The 20,674-nt window shown below is 59.9% G+C and carries 20 protein-coding genes; 14 read left to right on the forward strand and 6 right to left on the reverse strand.

The features are described 5' to 3' along the window. The first annotated feature begins 59 nt into the window (after positions 1–59). Together JDW18_RS10445 and JDW18_RS10450 are read left to right on the forward strand one after the other, a co-directional pair. On the forward strand, positions 60–1,484 hold the full coding sequence (locus tag JDW18_RS10445; protein ID WP_218243540.1) for an MBL fold metallo-hydrolase RNA specificity domain-containing protein: 1,425 nt from the start codon (positions 60–62) through the stop codon (positions 1,482–1,484). Positions 1,485–1,580: 96 nt separating this feature from the next. Then, entirely contained in the window at positions 1,581–2,114 is a 534-nt protein-coding gene (locus JDW18_RS10450) for a hypothetical protein (RefSeq protein WP_218243541.1), read from the forward strand. Here JDW18_RS10450 and JDW18_RS10455 read toward each other — a convergent pair. Next, positions 2,080–2,610 carry a pyridoxamine 5'-phosphate oxidase gene (locus JDW18_RS10455; protein WP_218243542.1) on the reverse strand — a complete coding sequence of 177 codons (531 nt, stop codon included), beginning with the start codon at positions 2,608–2,610 and terminating at the stop codon, positions 2,080–2,082. The genes JDW18_RS10450 and JDW18_RS10455 overlap by 35 nt on opposite strands. 175 nt (positions 2,611–2,785) lie before the next feature. Between JDW18_RS10455 and JDW18_RS10460 the strand changes: the two genes are divergently transcribed. From JDW18_RS10460 to JDW18_RS10510, 11 genes are all read left to right on the forward strand, one after another. Beyond that, positions 2,786–4,474, forward strand: a complete 1,689-nt coding sequence (locus JDW18_RS10460) for a long-chain fatty acid--CoA ligase (RefSeq protein ID WP_218243543.1) — start codon at positions 2,786–2,788, stop codon at positions 4,472–4,474. Between the two features lie 182 nt (positions 4,475–4,656). Continuing rightward, positions 4,657–5,163, forward strand: coding sequence for a hypothetical protein (locus tag JDW18_RS10465; protein ID WP_218243544.1), 507 nt, complete (start codon positions 4,657–4,659; stop codon positions 5,161–5,163). 360 nt (positions 5,164–5,523) lie between these two features. Next, positions 5,524–6,201, forward strand: coding sequence for a substrate-binding domain-containing protein (locus tag JDW18_RS10470; RefSeq protein WP_246610437.1), 678 nt, complete (start codon positions 5,524–5,526; stop codon positions 6,199–6,201). 163 nt (positions 6,202–6,364) lie between these two features. Beyond that, positions 6,365–7,720, forward strand: coding sequence for an MFS transporter (locus JDW18_RS10475; protein WP_218243545.1), 1,356 nt, complete (start codon positions 6,365–6,367; stop codon positions 7,718–7,720). A gap of 100 nt (positions 7,721–7,820) precedes the next feature. Beyond that, the gene (locus tag JDW18_RS10480) at positions 7,821–8,849 is read left to right on the forward strand and encodes an amidohydrolase family protein (protein WP_218243546.1); all 1,029 of its coding nucleotides are present in this window, start codon (positions 7,821–7,823) and stop codon (positions 8,847–8,849) included. Between the two features lie 137 nt (positions 8,850–8,986). Next, positions 8,987–9,670, forward strand: coding sequence for a 4-carboxy-4-hydroxy-2-oxoadipate aldolase/oxaloacetate decarboxylase (ligK, locus tag JDW18_RS10485; RefSeq protein ID WP_218243547.1), 684 nt, complete (start codon positions 8,987–8,989; stop codon positions 9,668–9,670). 58 nt (positions 9,671–9,728) lie between these two features. Continuing rightward, on the forward strand, positions 9,729–10,646 hold the full coding sequence (locus tag JDW18_RS10490) for an amidohydrolase family protein (protein WP_218243548.1): 918 nt from the start codon (positions 9,729–9,731) through the stop codon (positions 10,644–10,646). Positions 10,647–10,729: 83 nt separating this feature from the next. Further along, positions 10,730–11,188: a protocatechuate 4,5-dioxygenase subunit alpha gene (gene ligA / locus JDW18_RS10495; protein WP_218243549.1), complete on the forward strand. Its 459-nt coding sequence runs from the start codon at positions 10,730–10,732 to the stop codon at positions 11,186–11,188. A 3-nt stretch (positions 11,189–11,191) separates the two neighbouring features. Next, a complete protein-coding gene (locus tag JDW18_RS10500; protein ID WP_218243550.1) occupies positions 11,192–12,061 on the forward strand; it encodes a class III extradiol dioxygenase subunit beta in 870 nt (289 codons plus the stop codon). Further along, complete coding sequence (locus JDW18_RS10505) at positions 12,061–13,020, forward strand: Gfo/Idh/MocA family oxidoreductase (RefSeq protein ID WP_218243551.1); 960 nt, start codon at positions 12,061–12,063, stop codon at positions 13,018–13,020. Before JDW18_RS10500 ends, JDW18_RS10505 begins: the two co-directional genes overlap by 1 nt. Before the next feature lie 146 nt (positions 13,021–13,166). Further along, the gene (locus JDW18_RS10510) at positions 13,167–14,189 is read left to right on the forward strand and encodes an aldo/keto reductase (protein WP_218243552.1); all 1,023 of its coding nucleotides are present in this window, start codon (positions 13,167–13,169) and stop codon (positions 14,187–14,189) included. Between the two features lie 13 nt (positions 14,190–14,202). On the opposite strand, the gene JDW18_RS10515 is transcribed toward JDW18_RS10510, so the two are convergent. The 4 genes from JDW18_RS10515 to JDW18_RS10530 form a co-directional block, all read right to left on the reverse strand. Next, complete coding sequence (locus tag JDW18_RS10515) at positions 14,203–15,375, reverse strand: tetratricopeptide repeat protein (RefSeq protein WP_218243553.1); 1,173 nt, start codon at positions 15,373–15,375, stop codon at positions 14,203–14,205. Positions 15,376–15,421: 46 nt separating this feature from the next. Further along, positions 15,422–17,131 carry a DUF4384 domain-containing protein gene (locus JDW18_RS10520; RefSeq protein ID WP_218243554.1) on the reverse strand — a complete coding sequence of 570 codons (1,710 nt, stop codon included), beginning with the start codon at positions 17,129–17,131 and terminating at the stop codon, positions 15,422–15,424. Between the two features lie 92 nt (positions 17,132–17,223). Then, the gene (locus JDW18_RS10525) at positions 17,224–17,622 is read right to left on the reverse strand and encodes a hypothetical protein (RefSeq protein ID WP_218243555.1); all 399 of its coding nucleotides are present in this window, start codon (positions 17,620–17,622) and stop codon (positions 17,224–17,226) included. A 98-nt stretch (positions 17,623–17,720) separates the two neighbouring features. After that, on the reverse strand, positions 17,721–18,497 hold the full coding sequence (locus JDW18_RS10530) for a hypothetical protein (RefSeq protein WP_218243556.1): 777 nt from the start codon (positions 18,495–18,497) through the stop codon (positions 17,721–17,723). Between the two features lie 367 nt (positions 18,498–18,864). On the opposite strand from JDW18_RS10530, the gene JDW18_RS10535 reads away from it, so the two are divergent. Then, entirely contained in the window at positions 18,865–19,665 is an 801-nt protein-coding gene (locus JDW18_RS10535; protein WP_218243557.1) for a LuxR C-terminal-related transcriptional regulator, read from the forward strand. 17 nt (positions 19,666–19,682) lie between these two features. Here JDW18_RS10535 and JDW18_RS10540 read toward each other — a convergent pair whose 3' ends face one another. Then, complete coding sequence (locus JDW18_RS10540) at positions 19,683–20,570, reverse strand: CoA transferase (RefSeq protein WP_218243558.1); 888 nt, start codon at positions 20,568–20,570, stop codon at positions 19,683–19,685. Positions 20,571–20,674: the final 104 nt, after the last annotated feature.

Genomic DNA, 20,674 nt, shown 5'->3' on the forward strand with positions numbered 1-20,674 from the left:
TTTGGCTCAGGCGGTGCTAGATTCATTGGCGATCCATGTGGATCGTCAATGAGTGCTTCATGAACATCACATTTCACGGTGCTGCGCAGTCGGTTACAGGTTCTTGTTTTCTGGTGGAGGCGCACGGCTGTCGCTTCCTGATTGATTGCGGCATGGCGCAGGGCGGGCGCGAGGCCGATGAGCACAATCACAAGGCGTTCGCCTTTGATCCCTCGCGCATTGATTTTGTGGTGCTGACGCATGCACACATCGACCACAGCGGCCTGTTGCCCAAGCTGGCCGCAAGCGGCTTCAAGGGGCCTGTGTACTGCACGCTGGCCAGCAAGGACTTGCTGGATGTTCTGCTCAAGGACAGTGCGCATATTCAGCAGATGGAGACTGAGCGCTACGCCAAGCGGGCGGCCAGGCACCACCAGGACTCGAAAAAGCACGGCGCTGACCGCAGCCCCTGGGAAGGGCAGCCGCTGTACACCCTGGCCCATGTGGCACGCGTGATGGAGCTGGTGCAGGCCAAGCCTTATGGCAAGACCTTCGAGCCACATCCTTCGGTCAAGCTGTGCTTTCAGGATGCGGGGCATATTCTGGGCTCGGCCATCGCCGAGTTGTGGCTGGCCGATGGCAAGGGGCACAGCAAAAAGCTGGTGGCCAGCGGCGATCTGGGCCAGCCGGGGCGTGTGATCTTGCGCGACCCCACACCGATTGCTGAAGCTGATGTGCTGCTGATCGAGTCCACGTACGGGGACAGGCTGCACAAGAACACCGACGACACACTGGATGAGCTGGTGGATGTCGTCACGCGCACGGCGCCGCATGGCAATGTGATCATTCCTGCGTTTGCCGTGGGGCGCACGCAGGAGCTGCTCTATCACTTCATGCAGCTCATCGAGCAGGGCCGTTTGCCGCCGGTGGAGATTTTTGTGGATTCGCCCATGGCGGTGGCGGCCACGGAAATCACGCTCAAGCATTTTTCCTTGTTTGACGATGAAGCTCAGCAATTGCTGGGCAGCGCCAGGCAGCTCAAGGAATCGGCCCACATTCATTTCATCAGTGAGGTGGAGGACTCCATCAAGCTCAACCGCATCAAGAATGGTGCGGTCATCATCTCGGCCAGCGGCATGTGCGATGCGGGGCGGGTGCTGCACCACCTGCACAACAACCTTTCACGCCCCGAGTGTGCGGTGGTGATCTGCGGCTTTCAGGCCGAAGGCTCACTGGGCCGCAGGCTGGTGGATGGCGTCAAGCAGGTGCGCATGTTTGGCGAAGAGGTCAATGTGCGTGCCAGTGTGCATACGCTGGGTGGCTTCTCGGCCCATGCCGATCAAAAGGCTTTGCTGGACTGGGCTGGCGCCTTCAAGGTGCCGCCAGCGCAGACCTTTATCGTGCACGGCGAAGAGCACTCTGCCCAGGCCCTGGCTGCGCTGCTGCGAGAGCGTTTGCACCATCAGGTGACCGTGCCGGAACTGGGCCAGCGCTGCGAAATTTGAGAGGCCGGGCCTGCCCCAGCGCATGACGCCACTGATGCCAGGGTGGGCTTGAGAGCTGTCTGAAAGCGAGCAGGCAAAAGGCGGCACACTGAAAGAATGTTCTGGAGTCGTTCGCTATTGCCCGAGGAAGTTGCGTTTGTGCGGCGATTCTTTGGCGCCTCTTTGAATGCACTGCTGCCGCGTTTGCGCATCTATCTGCGGCGTATTGGGGATACACGGCGGGCCTTGTCCATGAATGGTGGCAGGCTTTATCTGCCCGCCAGCTTTTTTGAAGGCCGTGACCCGCGCAAGCTGCTGCACCTGTCCCATCCTGCGGTAGCTGGAATTTTTGCCCATGAACTGCTGCACCAGTGGCAGCGCCTGCAAGGGCGTGCGGTGACGCGCGAGGCCATGCTGCTGCAGCTCAAGGCACTGTGTCTGCGGCACGACCCTTATTCCTATTCGGCCTGTGATGATGCGCAGGCCATGCTGAAAGTGTTTCTGCAGGCCTCGGTGGAACAGCAGGGCCAGATCTGGGAAGACCATGTGCGAGCCGCCGTGGCGGGGCGGCCATTGGCCTGCATGCAGGCGCTGCACAGCCATATCTGTGCAGACGTCAATCTTGTCCATCCGTCTGCGCTGCAGGGTTGAAGGCGGCAATCAGGTCCTGATCGGAAACCTCTCGCGCCGCGCCGAAGCCCGCAATATGCCTGCCCTTGCTGGGCGTGATGCACATAAAGCGAAAGTCGCCCAGCATGGTCATGGGCTCTGCCTCGGGAAAGCGCGCCAGATAGCGGCGCCTGGCTGCCTCATACAGCACGCTTTCACGCGGTGGGGTGGAGGCCACACCTTGAATGCTGACTCGCTCCAGCGCATGCACGCCCTGACCGGGCACTTCAGTGGCCACCATCATCAGGCTGATGGCCGCGTGCTGCTGCATGGCGCTGGTGTGACTGGCCAGCCCGCTGACATGAATGACCAGACACGCAAAATCAGTACACCAGGCCCAGGGAACAAAGGACAGCTCCGGGGCTGGCAATTGCGCAGGGCTGGAAAAATCTGCCAAAGGCTGAACGGCCAGCGCCGCCGTGCGCTGGCTGGAAAGCAGGGCACGCAAAGAGAGCTGAAGTCTTGATTCATGGAGCATGCGGACATCCTAAGCCAGCGTCGCCTGCGCGACCAGATCTAGGGAGCAGCCCGGATGCCTGAACACAGGTGCAGGCCTAGTCTTGCGCTCAAAGTGCTCCGCCCGGGTTGGAGTGCTTTGTCCTGTTTTTTCGGGCTTGCCCGCCTGTGTTTTCTTCCATCTGCTCTGTACCACCATGCTTGCTCACCATGCTTTCTGGCCCAAGCGGCTGCCTCAATCCCTGACGGTTCCTGATTCCAGCGTCTGGGACAATCTGGATATCAATGCCCGTCGCTACCCGGACAAGACGGCATTGCTGTTTCTGGGGCGCAGGACCAGCTATCGCGAACTGCGTGACGGTAGCGTTCGAATGGCGGCCTATCTGCATCAGCTTGGTGTGCGCAAGGGTGACCGCGTTATTTTGCTGATGCAAAACACCTCGCAGCTGGTGCTGGCGCATTACGCCATCCTGCGCGCCAATGCGGTGGTGGTGCCGGTCAACCCCATGAATCTGGCGCAGGAGTTGGAGCATTACATCCTGGATTCTGGAGCCAGGGTTGCCATTACCACCGCCGATCTGGCCGCTGAACTGGGCAAGGCCAGCAATGCGCTGGCCAGCGCTGATGCGTTGCAACATATGCTGGTCACCCAGTTCAGCGATGGCTTTGATGCCAATGTGCAGGGCATTGATGCGCCGCCTCAGTCCTGGCGCGACTGGCTGCTGAGCGCGCGCGAGCCTGCAGTGCTCAATGCCGGAAAGGTACATGCCTGGCGTGATGCGCTGGCCTGCACGGATACTCCGCCGCCGCATGAGGTGGGACGCGATGATCTTGCTGTGCTGCCCTATACCAGCGGCACCACCGGCCAGCCCAAGGGTTGCATGCATTTGCATCGCAGCATCAATCACAACGCCATTGCCGGGGCGGTGTGGGGCAATTGCACCAGCGAAAACGTGGTGCTGGGCGTGGTGCCCATGTTTCATATCACGGGCATGGTCTCTGTGCTGCACTGCGCCATCTATATGGGCGCCACGCTGATCATCATGCCGCGCTGGGACAGGGAGCTGGCGGGCCGCCTGATTTCGCACTATCAGGTCACGACCTGGACCAATATTCCCACCATGGTGATTGATCTGCTGGGCAGCCCCAATTTCGCCTCGTTCGATCTCTCCAGCCTCAAGTACATAGGCGGCGGTGGCGCGGCCATGCCTCAGGCCGTAGCCCAGCGCTTGCTGGAGCAGTATGGCCTGCGCTTTTGCGAAGGCTATGGGCTCACTGAAACCGCCGCGCCTTCACACTCCAACCCGCCCGATGACCCCAAGCAGCAGTGTCTGGGCATTCCCTTCATGAGCACGGATGCGCGCGTGGTCAACCCGGACACGCTGGAAGAAGTGGCGCAGGGCGAGCAGGGCGAAATCATCGTCAATGGCCCGGAAGTGTTTGAAGGCTACTGGCAGCGGCCAGAGGCGACAGAACAGGCCTTCATGGAACTGGACGGCAAGCGCTTCTTTCGCACAGGGGATCTGGGGCGAATCGACGAAGACGGCTATTTCTTCATCACCGACCGCCTCAAACGCATGATCAATGCCAGCGGCTTCAAGGTTTGGCCCGCCGAGGTGGAGTCGCTGATGTTTCGCCATCCGGCAATTCAGGAGGCCTGCGTCATCTCTGCCAAAGATGCCTATCGCGGTGAGACGGTCAAGGCCGTGGTGGTGCTGCGGGCGGGGCACGAAAGCACGACCGCTGAAGACATCGTGCAGTGGTGCCACGACAATATGGCCGTCTACAAGGCGCCGCGTATTGTTCAGTTTGTGACTGCCTTGCCCAAGAGCGGCAGTGGCAAGGTGATGTGGCGGCTGCTGCAGGAAAAGGAAGCCGTCGCCTGATGCAGACCGGTTGCAGCTGAGCTGCGACCGGGTTGTAAAAAGTGTGAGCGTCTGCCCCCGCACCTTTGGGGCTGTCAGCCAAAAGAGGGCCTTGCGCGTTAGACGGTAAGTGCTGCTTCTGGCACTTTCGGGCAGGCCTCGCTGCGTTGAGAAGTGAGGATGAGTCCAACTACCCACGACTTATGCATTTATCACGTACATCGTTTCGGGCTGTGGCCGCACTGGCCTTGACCTGTGCAGCAGGTTTTGCCCAGGCCCAGGCCTATATCAGCGGCTCCATTTCGGGGCAACTGGCCCCTGGCGTCTATGGCCAGGTCAATATTGGTAATGCTGCGCCGCCTGCGCTGCTTTATGGGCAGCCCATGTGGGGCGGGCCTGTGGTGCAGCAGGCCCCACCTGTCTATATGTGGGTGCCGCCCGGTCATGCCAAGAACTGGCGCCGTTACTGTGGCCGCTATAACGCCTGCGGTCGCCCCACTTACTTTTTGCGTGACGCACCGCCTCAGTGGCGTGGCGGGCCTGCACCTCGGCAAGAGCGTCACTGGGACCGCGATGACCGTGACGACCACAGGCACTGGGACAGGGATGATCGCCGTGACCGTCATGAGCAGCGTGGCTGGGACCGACGTGACCGGGAGGATGACCAAGGGCATGGCCGGGGTCGCGGCCGTGGGCGCCATGACGACTGATCTGAAAATCTAGGGTTAACCACTAAATTTTCTGTTGCTTAACTGCAGCACTCAAGGCTTTTAGCTATTTAATTGATAGCTGAAAGCCTTTTTTATTTGGGCGATTGATTCATGTTTCATTGTTATTTGCTGCTGGCATGGGCTGCTGGGTAGATATGTGTATCTGGTATAGCTGCTAGCCGGGTGCATGGCTAGGGAAGGGGCGGGGGCATGGCCACAATAGATGCTATTCACATTGTTTGGACTTTGCGCCCTTCGCCATGTTGAGTGGATGCCTGCAGATATGTCATTTCTGCAGCTTGCATCTCTCAAACTGGGAAGCACAGCGCCAGGGGTTCAGCACAGCTAGGAGATTCAGGCATGAAGGGCATTTCGTCCATGGCAACCCGCCAGGTTCTGGCAGAACTCGCAGCGGCCTGGCAGGCACAGGGCGGCGAGGCGGTGGACATCGAATCCGTGGGCGGCGTGGACGCAGCCCAGCGAGTGCAGGCTGGTGAGGCTTTTGATCTGGTCTTTCTGGCCTCCAATGCCATTGACAAACTGCAGGCGGCAGACCGTGTGCTGCCCGGCAGCAAGGTGGACCTGATGCTCTCCAGCACCGCCGTGGCGGTGCCTGCAGGGGCAGTACAACCTGATATCAGCACAGAAGACGCCGTGCGCGCTGCTGTGCTGGCTGCACCCAGCGTGGGCTTTTCGACAGGGCCTAGCGGCGTGGCGCTGCAAAAGCTGTTTGAGCGCTGGGGCATTGCCGAAGAGATCAAGCCCCGCCTAGTGCAGGCCCGCCCCGGCGTGCCTGTGGGCTCCATGGTGGCTTCGGGCGAGGTGGCACTGGGCTTTCAGCAACTGAGCGAGCTGATTCACGTGCAAGGCATTCAGATTGTGGGCGCGCTGCCTGAGGCGATTGCCATTGATACGGTTTTTTCTGCGGCGGTGGTGAACGGCGCGGGGGATGCTGCAGCGGCCCAGCGTTTGCTGGCTTTCATGGCTTCGCCCGAAGCGGCCGAGGCCAAGCGCCGCCAGGGCATGGAGCCCGCATGATTTTTTTGCAGTGCAAGGCGGGGGCCGGGCACTGCTGACAGCATATCCATGAAAAGGGCAGTCATAGCCCTTCGTGACAGACGTACAGGAGCCACAAGGCTTTGGCGCCAGCCGCGAGACAGGAGTGAAGAGGCGACAAAGAGAGGCAACTGAGATACCAAATATGACTTCGCAAGCTAGCAAACAATCAACCGACAAGACGGTCGCCAATGTGCAGACCGTGTTGAACGATCATCCGTTCTCCGGTTACCAGTGGGTGATCTTCGCCCTGTGTTTTTTCATCGTTTTGCTCGATGGCTTCGATACCGCTGCCATCGGCTATATCGCTCCCTCGCTGATTGCCGAGTGGGGCGTGGCCAAGCCTGATCTGGCCCCGGTGCTGAGTGCCGCGCTGTTTGGCCTGGCCGGTGGTGCCATGTGCTCCGGCCCCCTGGCCGACAAATTTGGCCGGAAGGCCGTGCTGGTGGGCTCGGTGGCGGTGTTTGCCGTGGCCTGCATGGCTTCCGGCTACACGCATGACCTGACCAGCATGACGGCCTGGCGCTTTGTGACCGGCCTGGGCCTGGGCGCTGCCATGCCCAATGCCGTGACGCTGATGAGCGAGTACTGCCCGGAAAACCGCCGCGCCACCATTACCAACGCCATGTTCTGTGGCTTCCCGCTAGGCGCCGCTTTCGGTGGCTTTCTGGCCGCGTGGATGATTCCCCACTTTGGCTGGCGCAGTGTGCTGCATCTGGGCGGTATTGCTCCGATGCTGCTGCTGGTCTTGCTGGTGCTGCTGCTGCCTGAGTCTGTTCGCTATATGGTGGCCAAGGGCTACTCGGCAGACCGCATTCGCAAGCCGCTGGCGCGCATTGCGGGCAATGCCGTGGCAAGCGTGCAGAAGTTCGTCATGACCGAGAACAAAGCCACGGTTGAAGGCAAGAGCGGCATGGGCGTGGTGCTGTCCAAGCAATACGCCGTGGGCACCATCATGCTGTGGATTGCGTACTTCATGGGTCTGGTCATCTTCTATGCGCTGATGAACTGGATGCCTGTGCTGTTCAAGGAAGGCGGCCTGGACCCAAAGACCGCCACGCTGGTGGCTGCGCTCTTCCCGCTGGGCGGCGTGGGTGCCGTGTTCTTCGGCTGGCTGATGGATCGCTTCAACGCCAACCGCATCATTGCCGTGGGCTATGCGTTGACAGCGGTTTCGATCTGGTGGATTGGCCAGGAGGCTGGCAACCTGGGCTGGCTGGTGGTTTCGGTTTTTGTGGCCGGCACCATCATGAACACCGCCCAGTCGTCCATGCCTGCACTGGCTGCTGCTTACTACCCCACCAGTGGCCGCGCCACCGGTGTGGCCTGGATGCTGGGCATTGGCCGCTTTGGCGGTATTGCTGGCTCCTTCCTGGTGGCTGAGCTGACGGTGCGCAACCTGGGTTTCAGCCAGATCTTTACCGTGGTTGCCATTCCCGGCCTGATCGCCGCAGCGGCGCTGGTCATCAAGCAGATGGCCAGCCCCAAGTCTGAACGCTAAGTCTCCAAGTCCTTAGCGGAGTTTTTCAAATAGCGGTCGGCCCGCAGTGGCCGACCATCCAGTCAACTGTTGATTTCCAAGTTTCAAGAGGGGTTTCTTCATGATTATTGACGTACACGGTCACTACACCACGGCACCTGCTGCACTTGGCGCATGGCGCGATCTGCAGATCGCCGGCCTCAAGGATCCGAGCAAGACGCCTTCGGCGGCTGACCTGAAGATCAGCGACGACGAGATCCGCGAGACCATTGAAACCAACCAGCTGCGCCTGATGAAGGAACGCGGCTCGGACCTGACCATCTTCAGCCCCCGTGCCTCGTTCATGGCCCACCACATTGGTGACTTCCAGACATCGAGCACCTGGGCCGCGATCTGCAATGAGCTGTGCTTCCGCGTCAGTGAGCTGTTCCCCGAGCACTTTATTCCCGCTGCCATGCTGCCCCAGTCGCCTGGCGTGGACCCCGCGACTTGCATCCCTGAGCTGGTCAAGTGCGTGGAGCAGTACGGCAACGTCGGTATCAATCTGAACCCCGATCCTTCGGGCGGCCACTGGACTTCGCCCCCGCTGTCTGACAAGAGCTGGTACCCCATCTACGAAAAGATGGTGGAGTACGACATCCCCGCGATGATCCACGTCTCCACCAGCTGCAACAGCTGCTTTCACACCACGGGCAGCCACTATCTGAATGCGGACACCACCGCTTTCATGCAGTGCCTGACTTCGGATCTATTCAAGGACTTCCCGACCCTGAAGTTCCTGATTCCCCATGGCGGCGGCGCTGTGCCTTACCACTGGGGCCGTTTCCGCGGTCTGGCGCAAGAGATGAAGAAGCCGCTGCTGGAAGAGCATCTGCTCAACAACATCTACTTCGACACCTGCGTGTACCACCAGCCCGGCATCAACCTGCTGACGGAAGTGATCCCCACCAAGAACATTTTGTTCGCCAGCGAAATGATTGGTGCCGTGCGCGGTATCGACCCGCAGACCGGCCATTACTACGACGACACCAAGCGCTACATCGAAGCCACGCAGAACCTGACGGCCGACGAAAAGCATGCTGTCTATGAAGGCAATGCCCGCCGCGTGTTCACGCGCCTGGACAAGGCCTTGAAGGCCAAGGGTCTGTAATTCATTGAAGAAAAGAAGAGCTGCTGGCGCTTGATCTGCCTTGTTTTTAAAGAAAAAAACACATCAGAGCCCAAGAAATAAAAGCGCTACCAGCTCACTTTTTAGATTCAACAACGTCTAAGCAAAGAGGTATTTCCATGTACGAACTGGGAGTTGTTTACCGCAATATCCAGCGCGCCGATCGCGCTGCTGCTGACGGCCTGGCTGCCCTGGGCTCTGCCACCGTGCACGAGGCCATGGGCCGCGTCGGTCTGCTCAAGCCCTATATGCGCCCCATCTACGCGGGCAAGCAAGTTTCCGGCACGGCAGTCACCGTGCTGCTGCAGCCTGGCGACAACTGGATGATGCACGTGGCTGCCGAGCAGATTCAGCCCGGCGACATCGTGGTCGCTGCTGTCACCGCCGAATGCACCGATGGCTACTTTGGCGACCTGCTGGCCACCAGCTTCCAGGCCCGTGGTGCCCGCGCCCTCATCATCGACGCCGGTGTGCGCGATGTGAAGACGCTGCAGGAAATGGACTTCCCCGTGTGGAGCAAAGCTATCTCCTCCAAGGGCACGATCAAGGCAACCTTGGGCTCGGTCAATATTCCCATCGTCTGCGCTGGCATGCTGGTCACGCCCGGCGACGTGATCGTGGCCGACGACGACGGTGTGGTCTGCGTGCCCGCCGCCCGTGCTGCTGAAACTCTGGCTGCCGCGCAAAAGCGCGAAAGCTTTGAAGGCGAAAAGCGCGCCAAGCTGGCCAGCGGCATTCTGGGCCTGGACATGTACAAGATGCGCGAGCCTTTGGCCGCCGCCGGTCTCAAGTACATCGACTAATAAATCAGGAGCAGGGTGCCCTTGCTGCGTGCGGGCATCCAGCCAAAAGGATTCAAACATGAGCCAATTTGAAAAGACTCCAGGCTGGATGGATTGGTACGCCAACCCCAGCAAGCCCCAGTTCAAGCTGCCTGCGGGCGCTGTCGATGCGCACTGCCACGTATTCGGCCCCGGCAGTGAATTCCCCTTTGCGCCCGAGCGCAAGTACACCCCTTGCGACGCCAGCAAGGCCCAGCTGTTTGCGCTGCGTGACCACCTGGGTTTTGCACGCAATGTGGTGGTGCAGGCCACTTGCCACGGTGCGGACAACCGCGCCATGGTCGATGCCTGCAAGGCCTCGGGCGGCAAGGCGCGTGGCGTGGCCACTGTCAAGCGTTCCATCAGCGATGCCGAGCTGCAAGAGCTGCATGACGCAGGCGTGCGCGGCGTGCGTTTCAATTTCGTCAAGCGTCTGGTGGACTTCACGCCCAAGGACGAGCTGATGGAAATCGCTGGCCGTATTGCCAAACTGGGCTGGCATGTGGTGATCTACTTTGAAGCCGTGGACCTGCCAGAACTGTGGGACTTCTTCACCGCGCTGCCCACGACGGTGGTGGTGGACCACATGGGCCGCCCCAATGTGGAAAAAGGCGTGGACAGCGAAGAGTTCGCTCTGTTCCTGAAGTTCATGCGCGAGCACAAGAATGTGTGGAGCAAGGTTTCCTGCCCTGAGCGCCTGTCCGTCACCGGCCCCAATGCGCTCGATGGTGAGCAAAACGCCTATCAGGACGTGGTGCCGTTTGCGCGTCGCGTGGTCGAGGAATTCCCCGACCGCGTGCTGTGGGGCACCGACTGGCCACACCCCAACCTGAAAAACCACATGCCCGACGACGGTCTGCTGGTGGACTTCATTCCGCATATCGCGCCCACGGCTGAGCTGCAGCAAAAGCTGTTGGTGGACAACCCGATGCGTCTGTACTGGCCCGAAGAGGTCTGACGGATTTCCGGCAAGACATACACCCGGAAACAGACTGGAGCTTGCTCGCGCAGGCTCTGGTTTTCGTAATTGAGGAGAAACTTATGGCTTTGGAAAAACCCTATCTGGATGTGCCCGGCACCATCATTTTTGATGCCGAGCAGTCCCGCAAAGGCTACTGGCTCAACCAGTTCTGCATGAGCCTGATGAAGGCCGAGAACCGCGACCGTTTCCGCGCTGACGAACGTGCCTATCTGGACGAGTGGGCAATGACGGAAGAGCAGAAGCAGGCCGTGCTGGCCCGCGATCTGAACTGGTGCATGCGCACTGGCGGCAATATTTACTTCCTGGCCAAGATCGGCTCGACGGACGGCAAGAGCTTTCAGCAAATGGCGGGCTCCATGACCGGCATGACCGAGGACGAGTACCGCGCCATGATGGTTGCCGGTGGCCGCTCGGCCGAGGGTAATCGCTATGTGGGCGAAGACGGCGATGCGCAGGCACACCGCCAGCCACAGGGCGCAGCTGGCGCCGCAGGTAACCAGAATAAGGAAGGCAACTAAGTCATGGCTCGCATTACCGCATCCGTCTTCACTTCGCACGTTCCCGCCATCGGCGCGGCCATGGACATGGGCAAGACCCAGGAAGCCTACTGGCAACCTGTATTCCAGGGCTACGACTTCTCCCGCCAGTGGATGAAGGACAACAAGCCCGATGTGATCTTTCTGGTCTACAACGACCACGCCACGGCTTTCAGTCTGGACTGCATTCCCACGTTCGCCATCGGCACCGCAGGCGAATATCAGCCCGCTGACGAAGGCTGGGGCCCACGCCCCGTGCCCAAGGTGCAGGGCCACCCCGACCTGGCATCGCACATTGCCCAGTCCGTCATTCAGCAGGACTTTGACCTGACCATCGTCAACAAGATGGACGTGGACCACGGCCTGACCGTGCCGCTGTCGCTGATGTGCGGCGAGCAGGACCCCAAGACCGGCTCCTGGCCTTGCCCGGTGATTCCCTTTGCCGTCAACGTGGTGCAGTACCCTGTGCCCTCGGGTCAGCGCTGCTTCAACCTGGGTCGCGCCATTCGCAAGGCCATCGAGAGCTACGACGAGGACATCAACGTCCACATCTGGGGCACAGGTGGCATGAGCCACCAGCTGCAGGGTGCACGCGCTGGCCTGATCAACAAGGAATGGGACAACCAGTTCCTGGATCTGCTGATCGAGAACCCACATGGCCTGGCCAAGATGCCGCATATCGACTATGTGCGCGAAGCCGGCTCTGAAGGCATTGAGCTGGTCATGTGGCTGATTGCCCGCGGCGCCATGTCTGACGTGGACGGCCCTGCGCCTCTGCCTAAAGTGGCACACCGCTTCTACCATGTGCCTGCATCGAATACCGCTGTAGGCCATCTGATCTTGGAGAATCAATAATGAGCAAGACCATCAAAGTCGCTTTGGCTGGCGCTGGTGCCTTTGGCATCAAGCACCTGGACGGCATCAAGAACATCGACGGCGTGGAAGTCGTTTCCCTGGTCGGTCGCCGCTTTGACCAGACCAAGGAAGTGGCCGACAAGTACGGCATCAAGCATGTCTGCACCGATCTGGCCGAGTCTCTGGCGCTGCCCGAAGTCGATGCCGTGATTCTGTGCACCCCCACGCAAATGCACGCCGCACAAAGCATTCAGTGCCTGAAGGCCGGCAAGCATGTGCAGGTGGAAATTCCTCTGGCAGATGCCTTGAAGGATGCGCAGGAAGTGGCCGAGCTGCAAAAGCAGACCGGTCTGGTGGCCATGGTGGGCCACACCCGCCGTTTCAACCCCAGCCACCAGTGGGTGCACAAGAAGATTGAAGCGGGCGAGTTCAACATTCAGCAAATGGATGTGCAGACCTATTTCTTCCGCCGCACCAACATGAACGCGCTGGGCCAGGCCCGCAGCTGGACCGACCACCTGCTGTGGCACCACGCTGCCCACACCGTGGATCTGTTCGCCTACCAGGCTGGCAGCCCCATCGTGAAGGCCAACGCTGTGCAGGGTCCCATCCACAAGGAACTGGGCATTGCCATGGACATGAGCATCCAGCTCAAGGCCGCCAACGGCGCGATCTGCACCTTGAGCCTGTCGTTCAACAACGATGGCCCTCTGGGCACGTTCTTCCGCTACATCGGCGACACCGGCACCTATCTGGCCCGTTACGACGATCTGTTTACCGGCAAGGATGAAAAGATCGATGTGTCCAAGGTCGATGTGTCCATGAACGGCATCGAGCTGCAAGACCGCGAATTCTTCGCCGCCATCCGCGAAGGCCGCGAGCCTAACTCCAGCGTGCAGCAAGTGTTCAACTGCTACAAGGTTCTGCATGACCTGGAGCAGCAACTGAACGCTGAATAAATCCTGGTGATTTATTGAGGCAGACAAAAGGCTGGGGCTTGCCCCGGCCTTTGTTGTTTATTGCTTCTAAAACAATAGCTGTAAGCGCATGACGTTATTGGGCTATCGGCTATAAATGCTTTAACTTCTCTCTTCAAGGAATACCCGTGCAAAACCGACCACTAGGCCCTTTCAGCGTTGCCAATGTTGCGCTGGGCTGCATGAATTTCTGCCACGCTTACGGCAGTCCTGTGTCCACCGAACAATCTCACGCTGTGTTGCATGCCGCGCTGGATGCGGGCGTGACGCTGTTTGATACCGCCGCTCTGTATGGCTTTGGCGCCAGCGAATCGCTGATTGGTCCCGTGCTCAAGCCGCATCGCAACCACATCACGCTGGCCAGCAAATGCGGCATGGCGGGTGTGCGCGGCGACGATGGTGTGATGCGCCGCGTCATTGACGGTCGCCCCAAAACCCTGCGTCAGAACTGCGAAGACAGCTTGAAGCGCCTGGGCACGGACGTGATCGACCTTTACTACCTGCACCGCTGGGACAAGAACGTACCCATCGAAGAATCCGTGGGCGAGATGGCGCGCCTGAAGGAAGAGGGCAAGGTGCGCGCGCTGGGCCTGTCGGAAGTCGGTGTCGATGCGCTGCGCCGCGCTCACAAGGAACACCCGATTGCTGCACTACAAAGCGAATATTCGCTGTGGTCGCGCAATGCCGAGCTGGGCACGCTGCAGGTCTGCAAGGAACTGGGCATTGCCTATGTTGCCTTCAGCCCCATGGGCCGCGCCTTTTTCAGCGGCAAGCTGAAGCAGGTGGACAGCTGGGTCAAAGGCGATATCCGCGCCACCATGCCGCGTTTTGCGGCGGACGCCTATGCGCAGAACCTGCGCCTGCTGGCCCCCATGCAGGCCGTGGCTGAAAAGGCCGACTGCACGCTGGCTGAGCTGGCCATCGCCTGGGTGCTGCACCAGGGCGAGCATGTGATTGCCTTGCCCGGAACGACCAGCGTGGACCACCTGCACGAAGACATTCGCGGCGGCAGTGTCAAGCTCAGCGCCGAGCTGCTGGCGGAACTCGATGATATCTTCAGGCCAGAATCCATTGCGGGTGACCGCTATGCGCTGCAAGGCCAGGGCGAGGTGGATACCGAGAAATTCAGCTTTGAATCTGGCCGAGCCTGAGGCGCTCACGCCCTTATGGCGTGACTTTTTGCAGTCGCGCCTTCCAGCGCGCAGCGAGCAGGTCAGACAAAGGGCTGACCTCTCGCTGCAACTGCTGGGAGGTAATGCCTGCCGCAATCATGGAGGCGGGGCGCGTCAAATCTGCTTTCGCAAGCTGCTGCATCCAGACGGGGTCCAGCACCCCTCTGGGACTTGAGAAAATCAGCTCAATCATGCGGTGGGCCTCTGCGCTGCCGCGCTGCTCGGCCAGCCGGTAAAAGCGCAGTGCTTCGGCGTAATTGGCAGGCACCCCCTCACCGCGGTGGTACATGCGCGCCATATTCAGCGCGGACTCGGCAGAGTCGTCAGTGGACGATCCCCGGGTTGCGCTGGTTGCAGGTGCTTTGATGGTGCGCAGGCGCTGCAGATTGTCTGCCGCAATGGACGAGCGCGAGGCTACGCGGCTGAAAAATCCCTCTGCCTGAGCGTTTTGCTGGCGGGCGAAGGCCATGATGCCCAGTTCAATATTGGCTTGCACATCACCACGATCAGCAGCTCTGTTCAGAAGTTGGCGCTCCGCAGTGTCGGCTGGACTCGATTGCCCGGGCACGGTAATTTGCAGGGGCTTGAGTCTGGTGGCCTGTAGCCAGGCGAGATAGTCGGCCCTTGCCGCATGCTCGCTCCGCAAACGGTTGATGGCCTGGGTGGCCGCTGCTGGGTTGGGTGGGCCGGTGCAGCCATCAATTGCGCACCAGGCTAGTCCCGCAAAGGCCCAGGGTTCACGACCCTGACTGGCTGCGCGTTCAAACCATTGTTGTGCCAGCGGCCTGTCTATGCGCACACCCGCACCATGCAGGTAGATCAGCCCCAGCTGCCAGGCGGCCTGTGCAGCAGCTGCAGTGCTGCCATAGCCACTGCTTGGGGTGGCTGTGCGCTGCAGGCGCTGAAGCTCGTCCTGAATGGATTTGATGTCAGGGGTTGGCTGCAGCGGCATTGAAGATGGCGAGCCTGCTGCCTTGCTGCGCTGTGCAGGCGCGACTTCTATGCGCGGCACAGTGGGGGTGAGCTGAGGGATGGCCGCGCTGTTGACAGGATTGCTCTCGATAGGGGCTAGGCTGGGTTGCGATATCTCCATCGGCGCTGTTTGAGTGGACTGGGTATCGGCAAGTGCCAGAGAGCAGCAGGCGGCCACCAGCGCCAGCAGCATGACGGACCCTGTTGAACGTGCATGCCTGCGCTGTGGCCTGGGCATCTTATTTGCCCCCCGCTTCGCCAGTTGCGGCGGTTTGCTCCTTGCGTGCCGTCACACTCCACTGGATGGCTTGGCTGGTGTGCGCCTCAGTGCCCAGTGCTTGCTGGAAGCGCTGCTGCACGCCTTGAATGCCATGGATGTCCTTCATGACGGTCAAAGCAGGGCCTTGCATATCTGCGCCAAGTCTGGGCATGACGTTTTCGGCGGTGGCAATGCAGAGAACGCCCTCGGTACCCGGCTTGCCTGCATCCAGAATGAAGCCAGGGTTGGCATTCATCCAGTCGGGTATGCGTATGGCCTGATCTGCCGTGACCAGCGTGTTTGTTTGCAGCGCATTGGGCAGCAGCCGGGTCACGGCACCCGCGCTATCCGCGTAGTAGCAATAGAGATGCGATGTTCTGGAAACCGTGGCCGAAAGAAAGACCTGTTCCCCTTCGCTGAAAGCAGGGCGGGTGCCTGCGGGCTGTGGGTTTTCCAGCTGCAGATTGATATACCAGCCGGGCGGTGCGCCCTGGTTCAGGCTCGCGGTCATGGTTTGGGGCGCAAGCTCTTCCTTGTTCCAGCCAATACGCGTCAGATTGCCATCTTCACCAAGGCCCACAAAGTTGCGCAAAGCGGCTTCGTAGGTTGAAAAATTCACCACGCCGCTGACGACGACGCCCTTATCCGCCTGAAAGCGTGCAATGGCGTTGCGCAGCGCAGGGTCGGTGGCGCTCAGATGGCCTTGATCGGCACTCAGATAGCCGCGGCTGATGAGTGAGGAGCGAATCAGCTGCAACTGTCCTGCAGGGCCGCTGGCGTTGAACCAGTCGCGCATCTGGCGTTGGAAGCTGGGGTTGGTCTGGTCCAGCATCAGGCATTGCCAGTAGGGCACGCGTGCCCATTTGCCCACCAGTTCAATCATGGCCAGGTCCACCAGGGTGCGCAATGCGCCGCCAGTTCCCATGGCGTAGTCGCGTCCCACATTGAAGCGCACGCCGTAGGTGCCGATGCGTCCCGCCAGGTCCAGGCCATCGCCTGCGCCGCCAATGACGACTTCGTTGGCCGAATCCAGTCCGGGAATGATGGTGCGCGTGCGGAAGTCGCCCAGGTGGGCTTCCAGTGCGACCACGGTGGCGGAGCTGCTTTTGCTGTAGCCCGCGTCCAGGCGATCACCAGAGACACCGGCGGTATTGCGCACGTTGGATACGTTCTGATCGACAAATGCAATGGCACCCGAGACATAGAGGGCAGGGCGCTGCAGCTGCATCTGATTGTTGTTGAGCAAAATGGTGGTCAGGTTCTGCACGGTGTCCTGACGGGCGATGTCGACTTCGTAGTCCACATAGCGAAAGGCATTGCTCAGGTGGGACATCTGGGACAGGGAGGTCACCACCATGTCTTTGACGGCCACAGGAACCTTGCCTGAGAAGTCGGGAAATTGCTTGCTGCTGATGAGGGTGGTTGGAAGCTCTGCCGCACGCAGCATGTAGTCCATGCAGCTCAGTGATTCGGAAAAGCTGGAGATGGAGCGCACAGGGCGCACCACAGGCCGGTTCATGGCATAGGCGGCTTCGTGGGCTTCGATGTGCTTGCGCGCATCAAGCTGTCCGCAGCCGGTGCTCAGCAACGAAGCCGTGACACCGATCACGGCCCATGCGCTGAACAGGCGGCCGCAATGCGCGCGCACTCCATTCTTGAGCGCCTGCAGCTCCAATATGGCTTGCTTCATGATGACCTCTCCCTGTCTTACCGGCGAATGCGCGTGTTGTTCTGGTGGCGGATCACTCGATGCAGCCACTGCTGCCCTCTGCAGCGCAGACTTCAGTTGCAGATATTGATGACGTCACCGCGCAGAACCACGACTTGTTCGTTATTGCCTGCAGTGGTGGGGCCCGATGTGCTGCCGATGGATTGATAGCAAGTCGTTTGCGTGCCTTTGGTCTGCACGGTCTGCACCACGTCTTTTTCGGTCTTGATCTGGCCGAGATTGGCGCTGTAGGCTTTTGCGGTGTAGCGGCTGACTTTGGCTGCTGCGTCATCCGGCATTTGCTGCTGGTACTGGATGCTGGTCGAGCGAGTGGCCGCTGCGGTGGGCAGCTGCAGATAGCTCACGCGGCCGTTGATGACAACAGGATCTTCGCCTGGAGCCGCCTGGGCCGGTAGCGCGGCGATCGTTGCCAGCACTGCAAAGACCCAGAAGCTGCGAGTTAGGCAAGTCATGACAGTCCTCCTGACGCGTATTGATGGGTGAGCGGCACCGGGAAACATGCCCCCGTGCTGCGAACCAGCCCCTTTCGGGGCTGGCTGGGCAGGCGGGCTTAGCGCGAAGCGTAAGGACCGCAGGCAGGACCTACGCAGACCACGGGTGGTGGATCGCAGGAGTCGTTGGAGGCCAGGTTCTGGTAGGCGTGGGCCAGAGTGCCCTTGGCCAGGTTGGCCACGGTAGCGCCACCGGCAATGCTGGTGATCTGGGTGGAGTTACCCGCGACCGTCACCTTGCCGTAGTTGGAGGACATGTTCTGCACGGCGACAGCACGAGTGCCCTGGGCTGCGTTGGACACCGAGGTGGTGCTGCCCGAGATACCCAGAGTCTGCTCGCTGTGGCCAGAAATGGTCACATCACCCATATTGCTGGCGCCGTTCTGATAGGCCAGAGCTGCATCGGCGCAATCCGGGCCGGTACAGCCGCTGCCAGAACTGTCGGCCAGGTTCTTCAGGCTAGCCTGAACAATGTTGGCTGTCTGCTTGGATGTCCCGATGATGTTGGCGCTGGCATCCACGCCGACATTGCCGACGTTGGAGGCCAGGTTCTGTACGGCGGCGTCACCGGCGGATTTGGCTTCGTTGGAAACCTTGGCCTGCTCCAGAATGGATCCTTGCGTGGAGTTGCCACGAATCGTGATGCTGCCCTTGTTGGACGCAACGTTCTGATTGGCATAGGCCCGGGTCTGGGCCGTGTTGGTCAGGCTGCCGCCGTTGACGGAGGCCGTCTGGTTGGAGTTGCCGGTGATGCTGATGCTGCCCACGCCCGAGGGGCTGGCCGCCATAGCCGCTGTTGCTACCAAAGACAGAGCAAAAAATGCAATCGATTTCATGATGAATCTCCCCGCCGAAGTTGAAATTACCTTTGGCCACTATGGCTAAAGACAGAGCGTCTCCTTGCTTGCCTCCCTGATATGTCGGCCTCTTGGGTTTCGCTCAATTCCAGTTTCTTAGCGAAGTTCCATCTCCGAAATCACCTCCAGTTACTACCTTTCCTTCAGCACGCACTAACCCCCGGCTTTTTGCAGATTGCCTTTGACAGCATGTTTAAAACTGAAACATAAGGAATTTTTATAGGAGGTAGTGAGTATTTGTAACCTAAGCAAGATTTGTAATTTGATATTCATTTCTGCGCCTGATCTCTTACTGTTCAGCCGTGGATAAGTATTGTTTACATTTGATTTTTCAGGAGCGCGGACTATGAACTTCTTTAAATTGGGAGCAAAGTCTGTTGCAGATGCAAGTAAAAGTGTTGAACCGGAAGGGGCAAAAGGCGGCATTTTTGATGTCTTTCACAGCCCTCCCACCATCTGGCCTTCCTTCTTGGTCGGACAGCGTGGCAGCCCGGTGCGTGTCGCGATGGTGGATGCGGATCTTCATTTTTTAAATGTGCTGCAGCAGGATCTGTCGCAGGACGAGCGAATTCAGGTGGTGGGTAAAGCCCAGGGCCTGAAAGACGGCAAGCGGCTGTGCCGCAGCCTGGAGTTTGATGTGCTGCTGCTGGATGTGAATCTGGCCGATGGCTCAGGGTTTCAGCTTTTGAGCTATTTGCAGCTGCACAGGCCGACCAGCCAGAGCATTGTGATTACGGCAATGGATGAAGACGAGAATGTGATCAAAGCCCTGGAAATGGGGGCGGCGGGCTATCTCGTTAAGCACTCCTGGTTTGGCAACGCGGCGCAAGCGATTTTGCAGGTTGCCAATGGTGGGGCGGCCATTGCGCCGCATGTGGCCAAAAGACTGATTCGGAATTTCGATGCGCGAATATCTTCGCTGCGGGGGCATTTGGGGGAGCGACCCAAGCTCTCTGAGCGCCTGTCGGACCGGGAAAAAGATATTTTGCGCATGGTTGCTGCGGGCTATACCAGTGCCGAAATTGGCAAGCGCCTTGAAATCAGTGGGCTGACGGTAAATACGCACGTGAAAAATATTTACCGCAAGCTGCAGGTCAGATCGAGGGCGCAGGCCGTCAACCACGCATCGATATTTGGAATGCTCTGAGCAGTTATTCCAAATAATCAAGAAATAACGAGCAGCGGAATATCTTTCTCTGAAGAAAGCCGAGTCAGCTCGGCTTTTGTTGATTTAGAGAGAAATTGTTCAATCGCCGCATGTGTTTCGGGCTTGCGCATATCTGCTGGTGCCGTCATGGGCACGCCTGCTGCCTCACACAGCCGTTTTGCAAAATGCGGCTCCAGTGCAGCCACGGCCACAATGCCGTCCGCGCAGGGGTAGATGCGATAGCCCGCATGCGCGCCGCCCACATCGCCTGTGGGCTGGGTCAGGCCCCAGTGCCAGGGCAGAGAAAGCCACTGTGCGGCCTGGGCCAGCCCGATTTCGCGCAGAACTCCGCGCCCGCTGCGGCTGCTGAGCAGAACGGCTTGCAAAACGGCTTCGCTAGTCATCAGCGCACCCGCCATATCGGCAAACAGGCTGGGCGGCAGGGCTGTGCTTTGCACAAGGCCTGCTTCGGCCTGATAGGTGAGGTCATGGCCGGGCACATCGGCCAGCGCCCCTTCGCTGCCTACCACGCGCACCAGACTCAGGCGCGGATAGCGCTGCTGCAGGGCATCCCAGCCCAGACCCAGCTTGGTCAGGGCCGAGGGGCGAAACGAAGTCAGCAGCACATCGGTTTGGGCCAACTGTTCGTGCAGCAGGGTCTGACCGGCTTCGGTCTTGAGGTCCGCCTGCATGAGGTGCACGCCCTCGTGCATTTGCGCATATGCGCCGGGGCAGTACAGGCCCATGGGGTCGGCACCACCGCCGCCCGGGGCCAAAGGCTCCAGCTTGGCACACTGGGCGCCCATATTGACGCAGCGCCACAGGGCTGCGGGGCCGGGCAGGTTGAGCGCCAGACTCAGAATGCGAACGCCCTGCAGGGGCTCAATGGCGGTGTGGTCGGTCATGCGTCTGTGTCTCCTTGAAGGGCTTTGTGTTTCTTTGTAGCGGATGAGCCCGGCAAACACTGGCACTTTCAGGACAGTCTGTTGCGCTGACAAGCACAGCAAGG

Source organism: Comamonas fluminis, from assembly GCF_019186805.1.
GTDB lineage: Bacteria > Pseudomonadota > Gammaproteobacteria > Burkholderiales > Burkholderiaceae_C > Comamonas > Comamonas fluminis.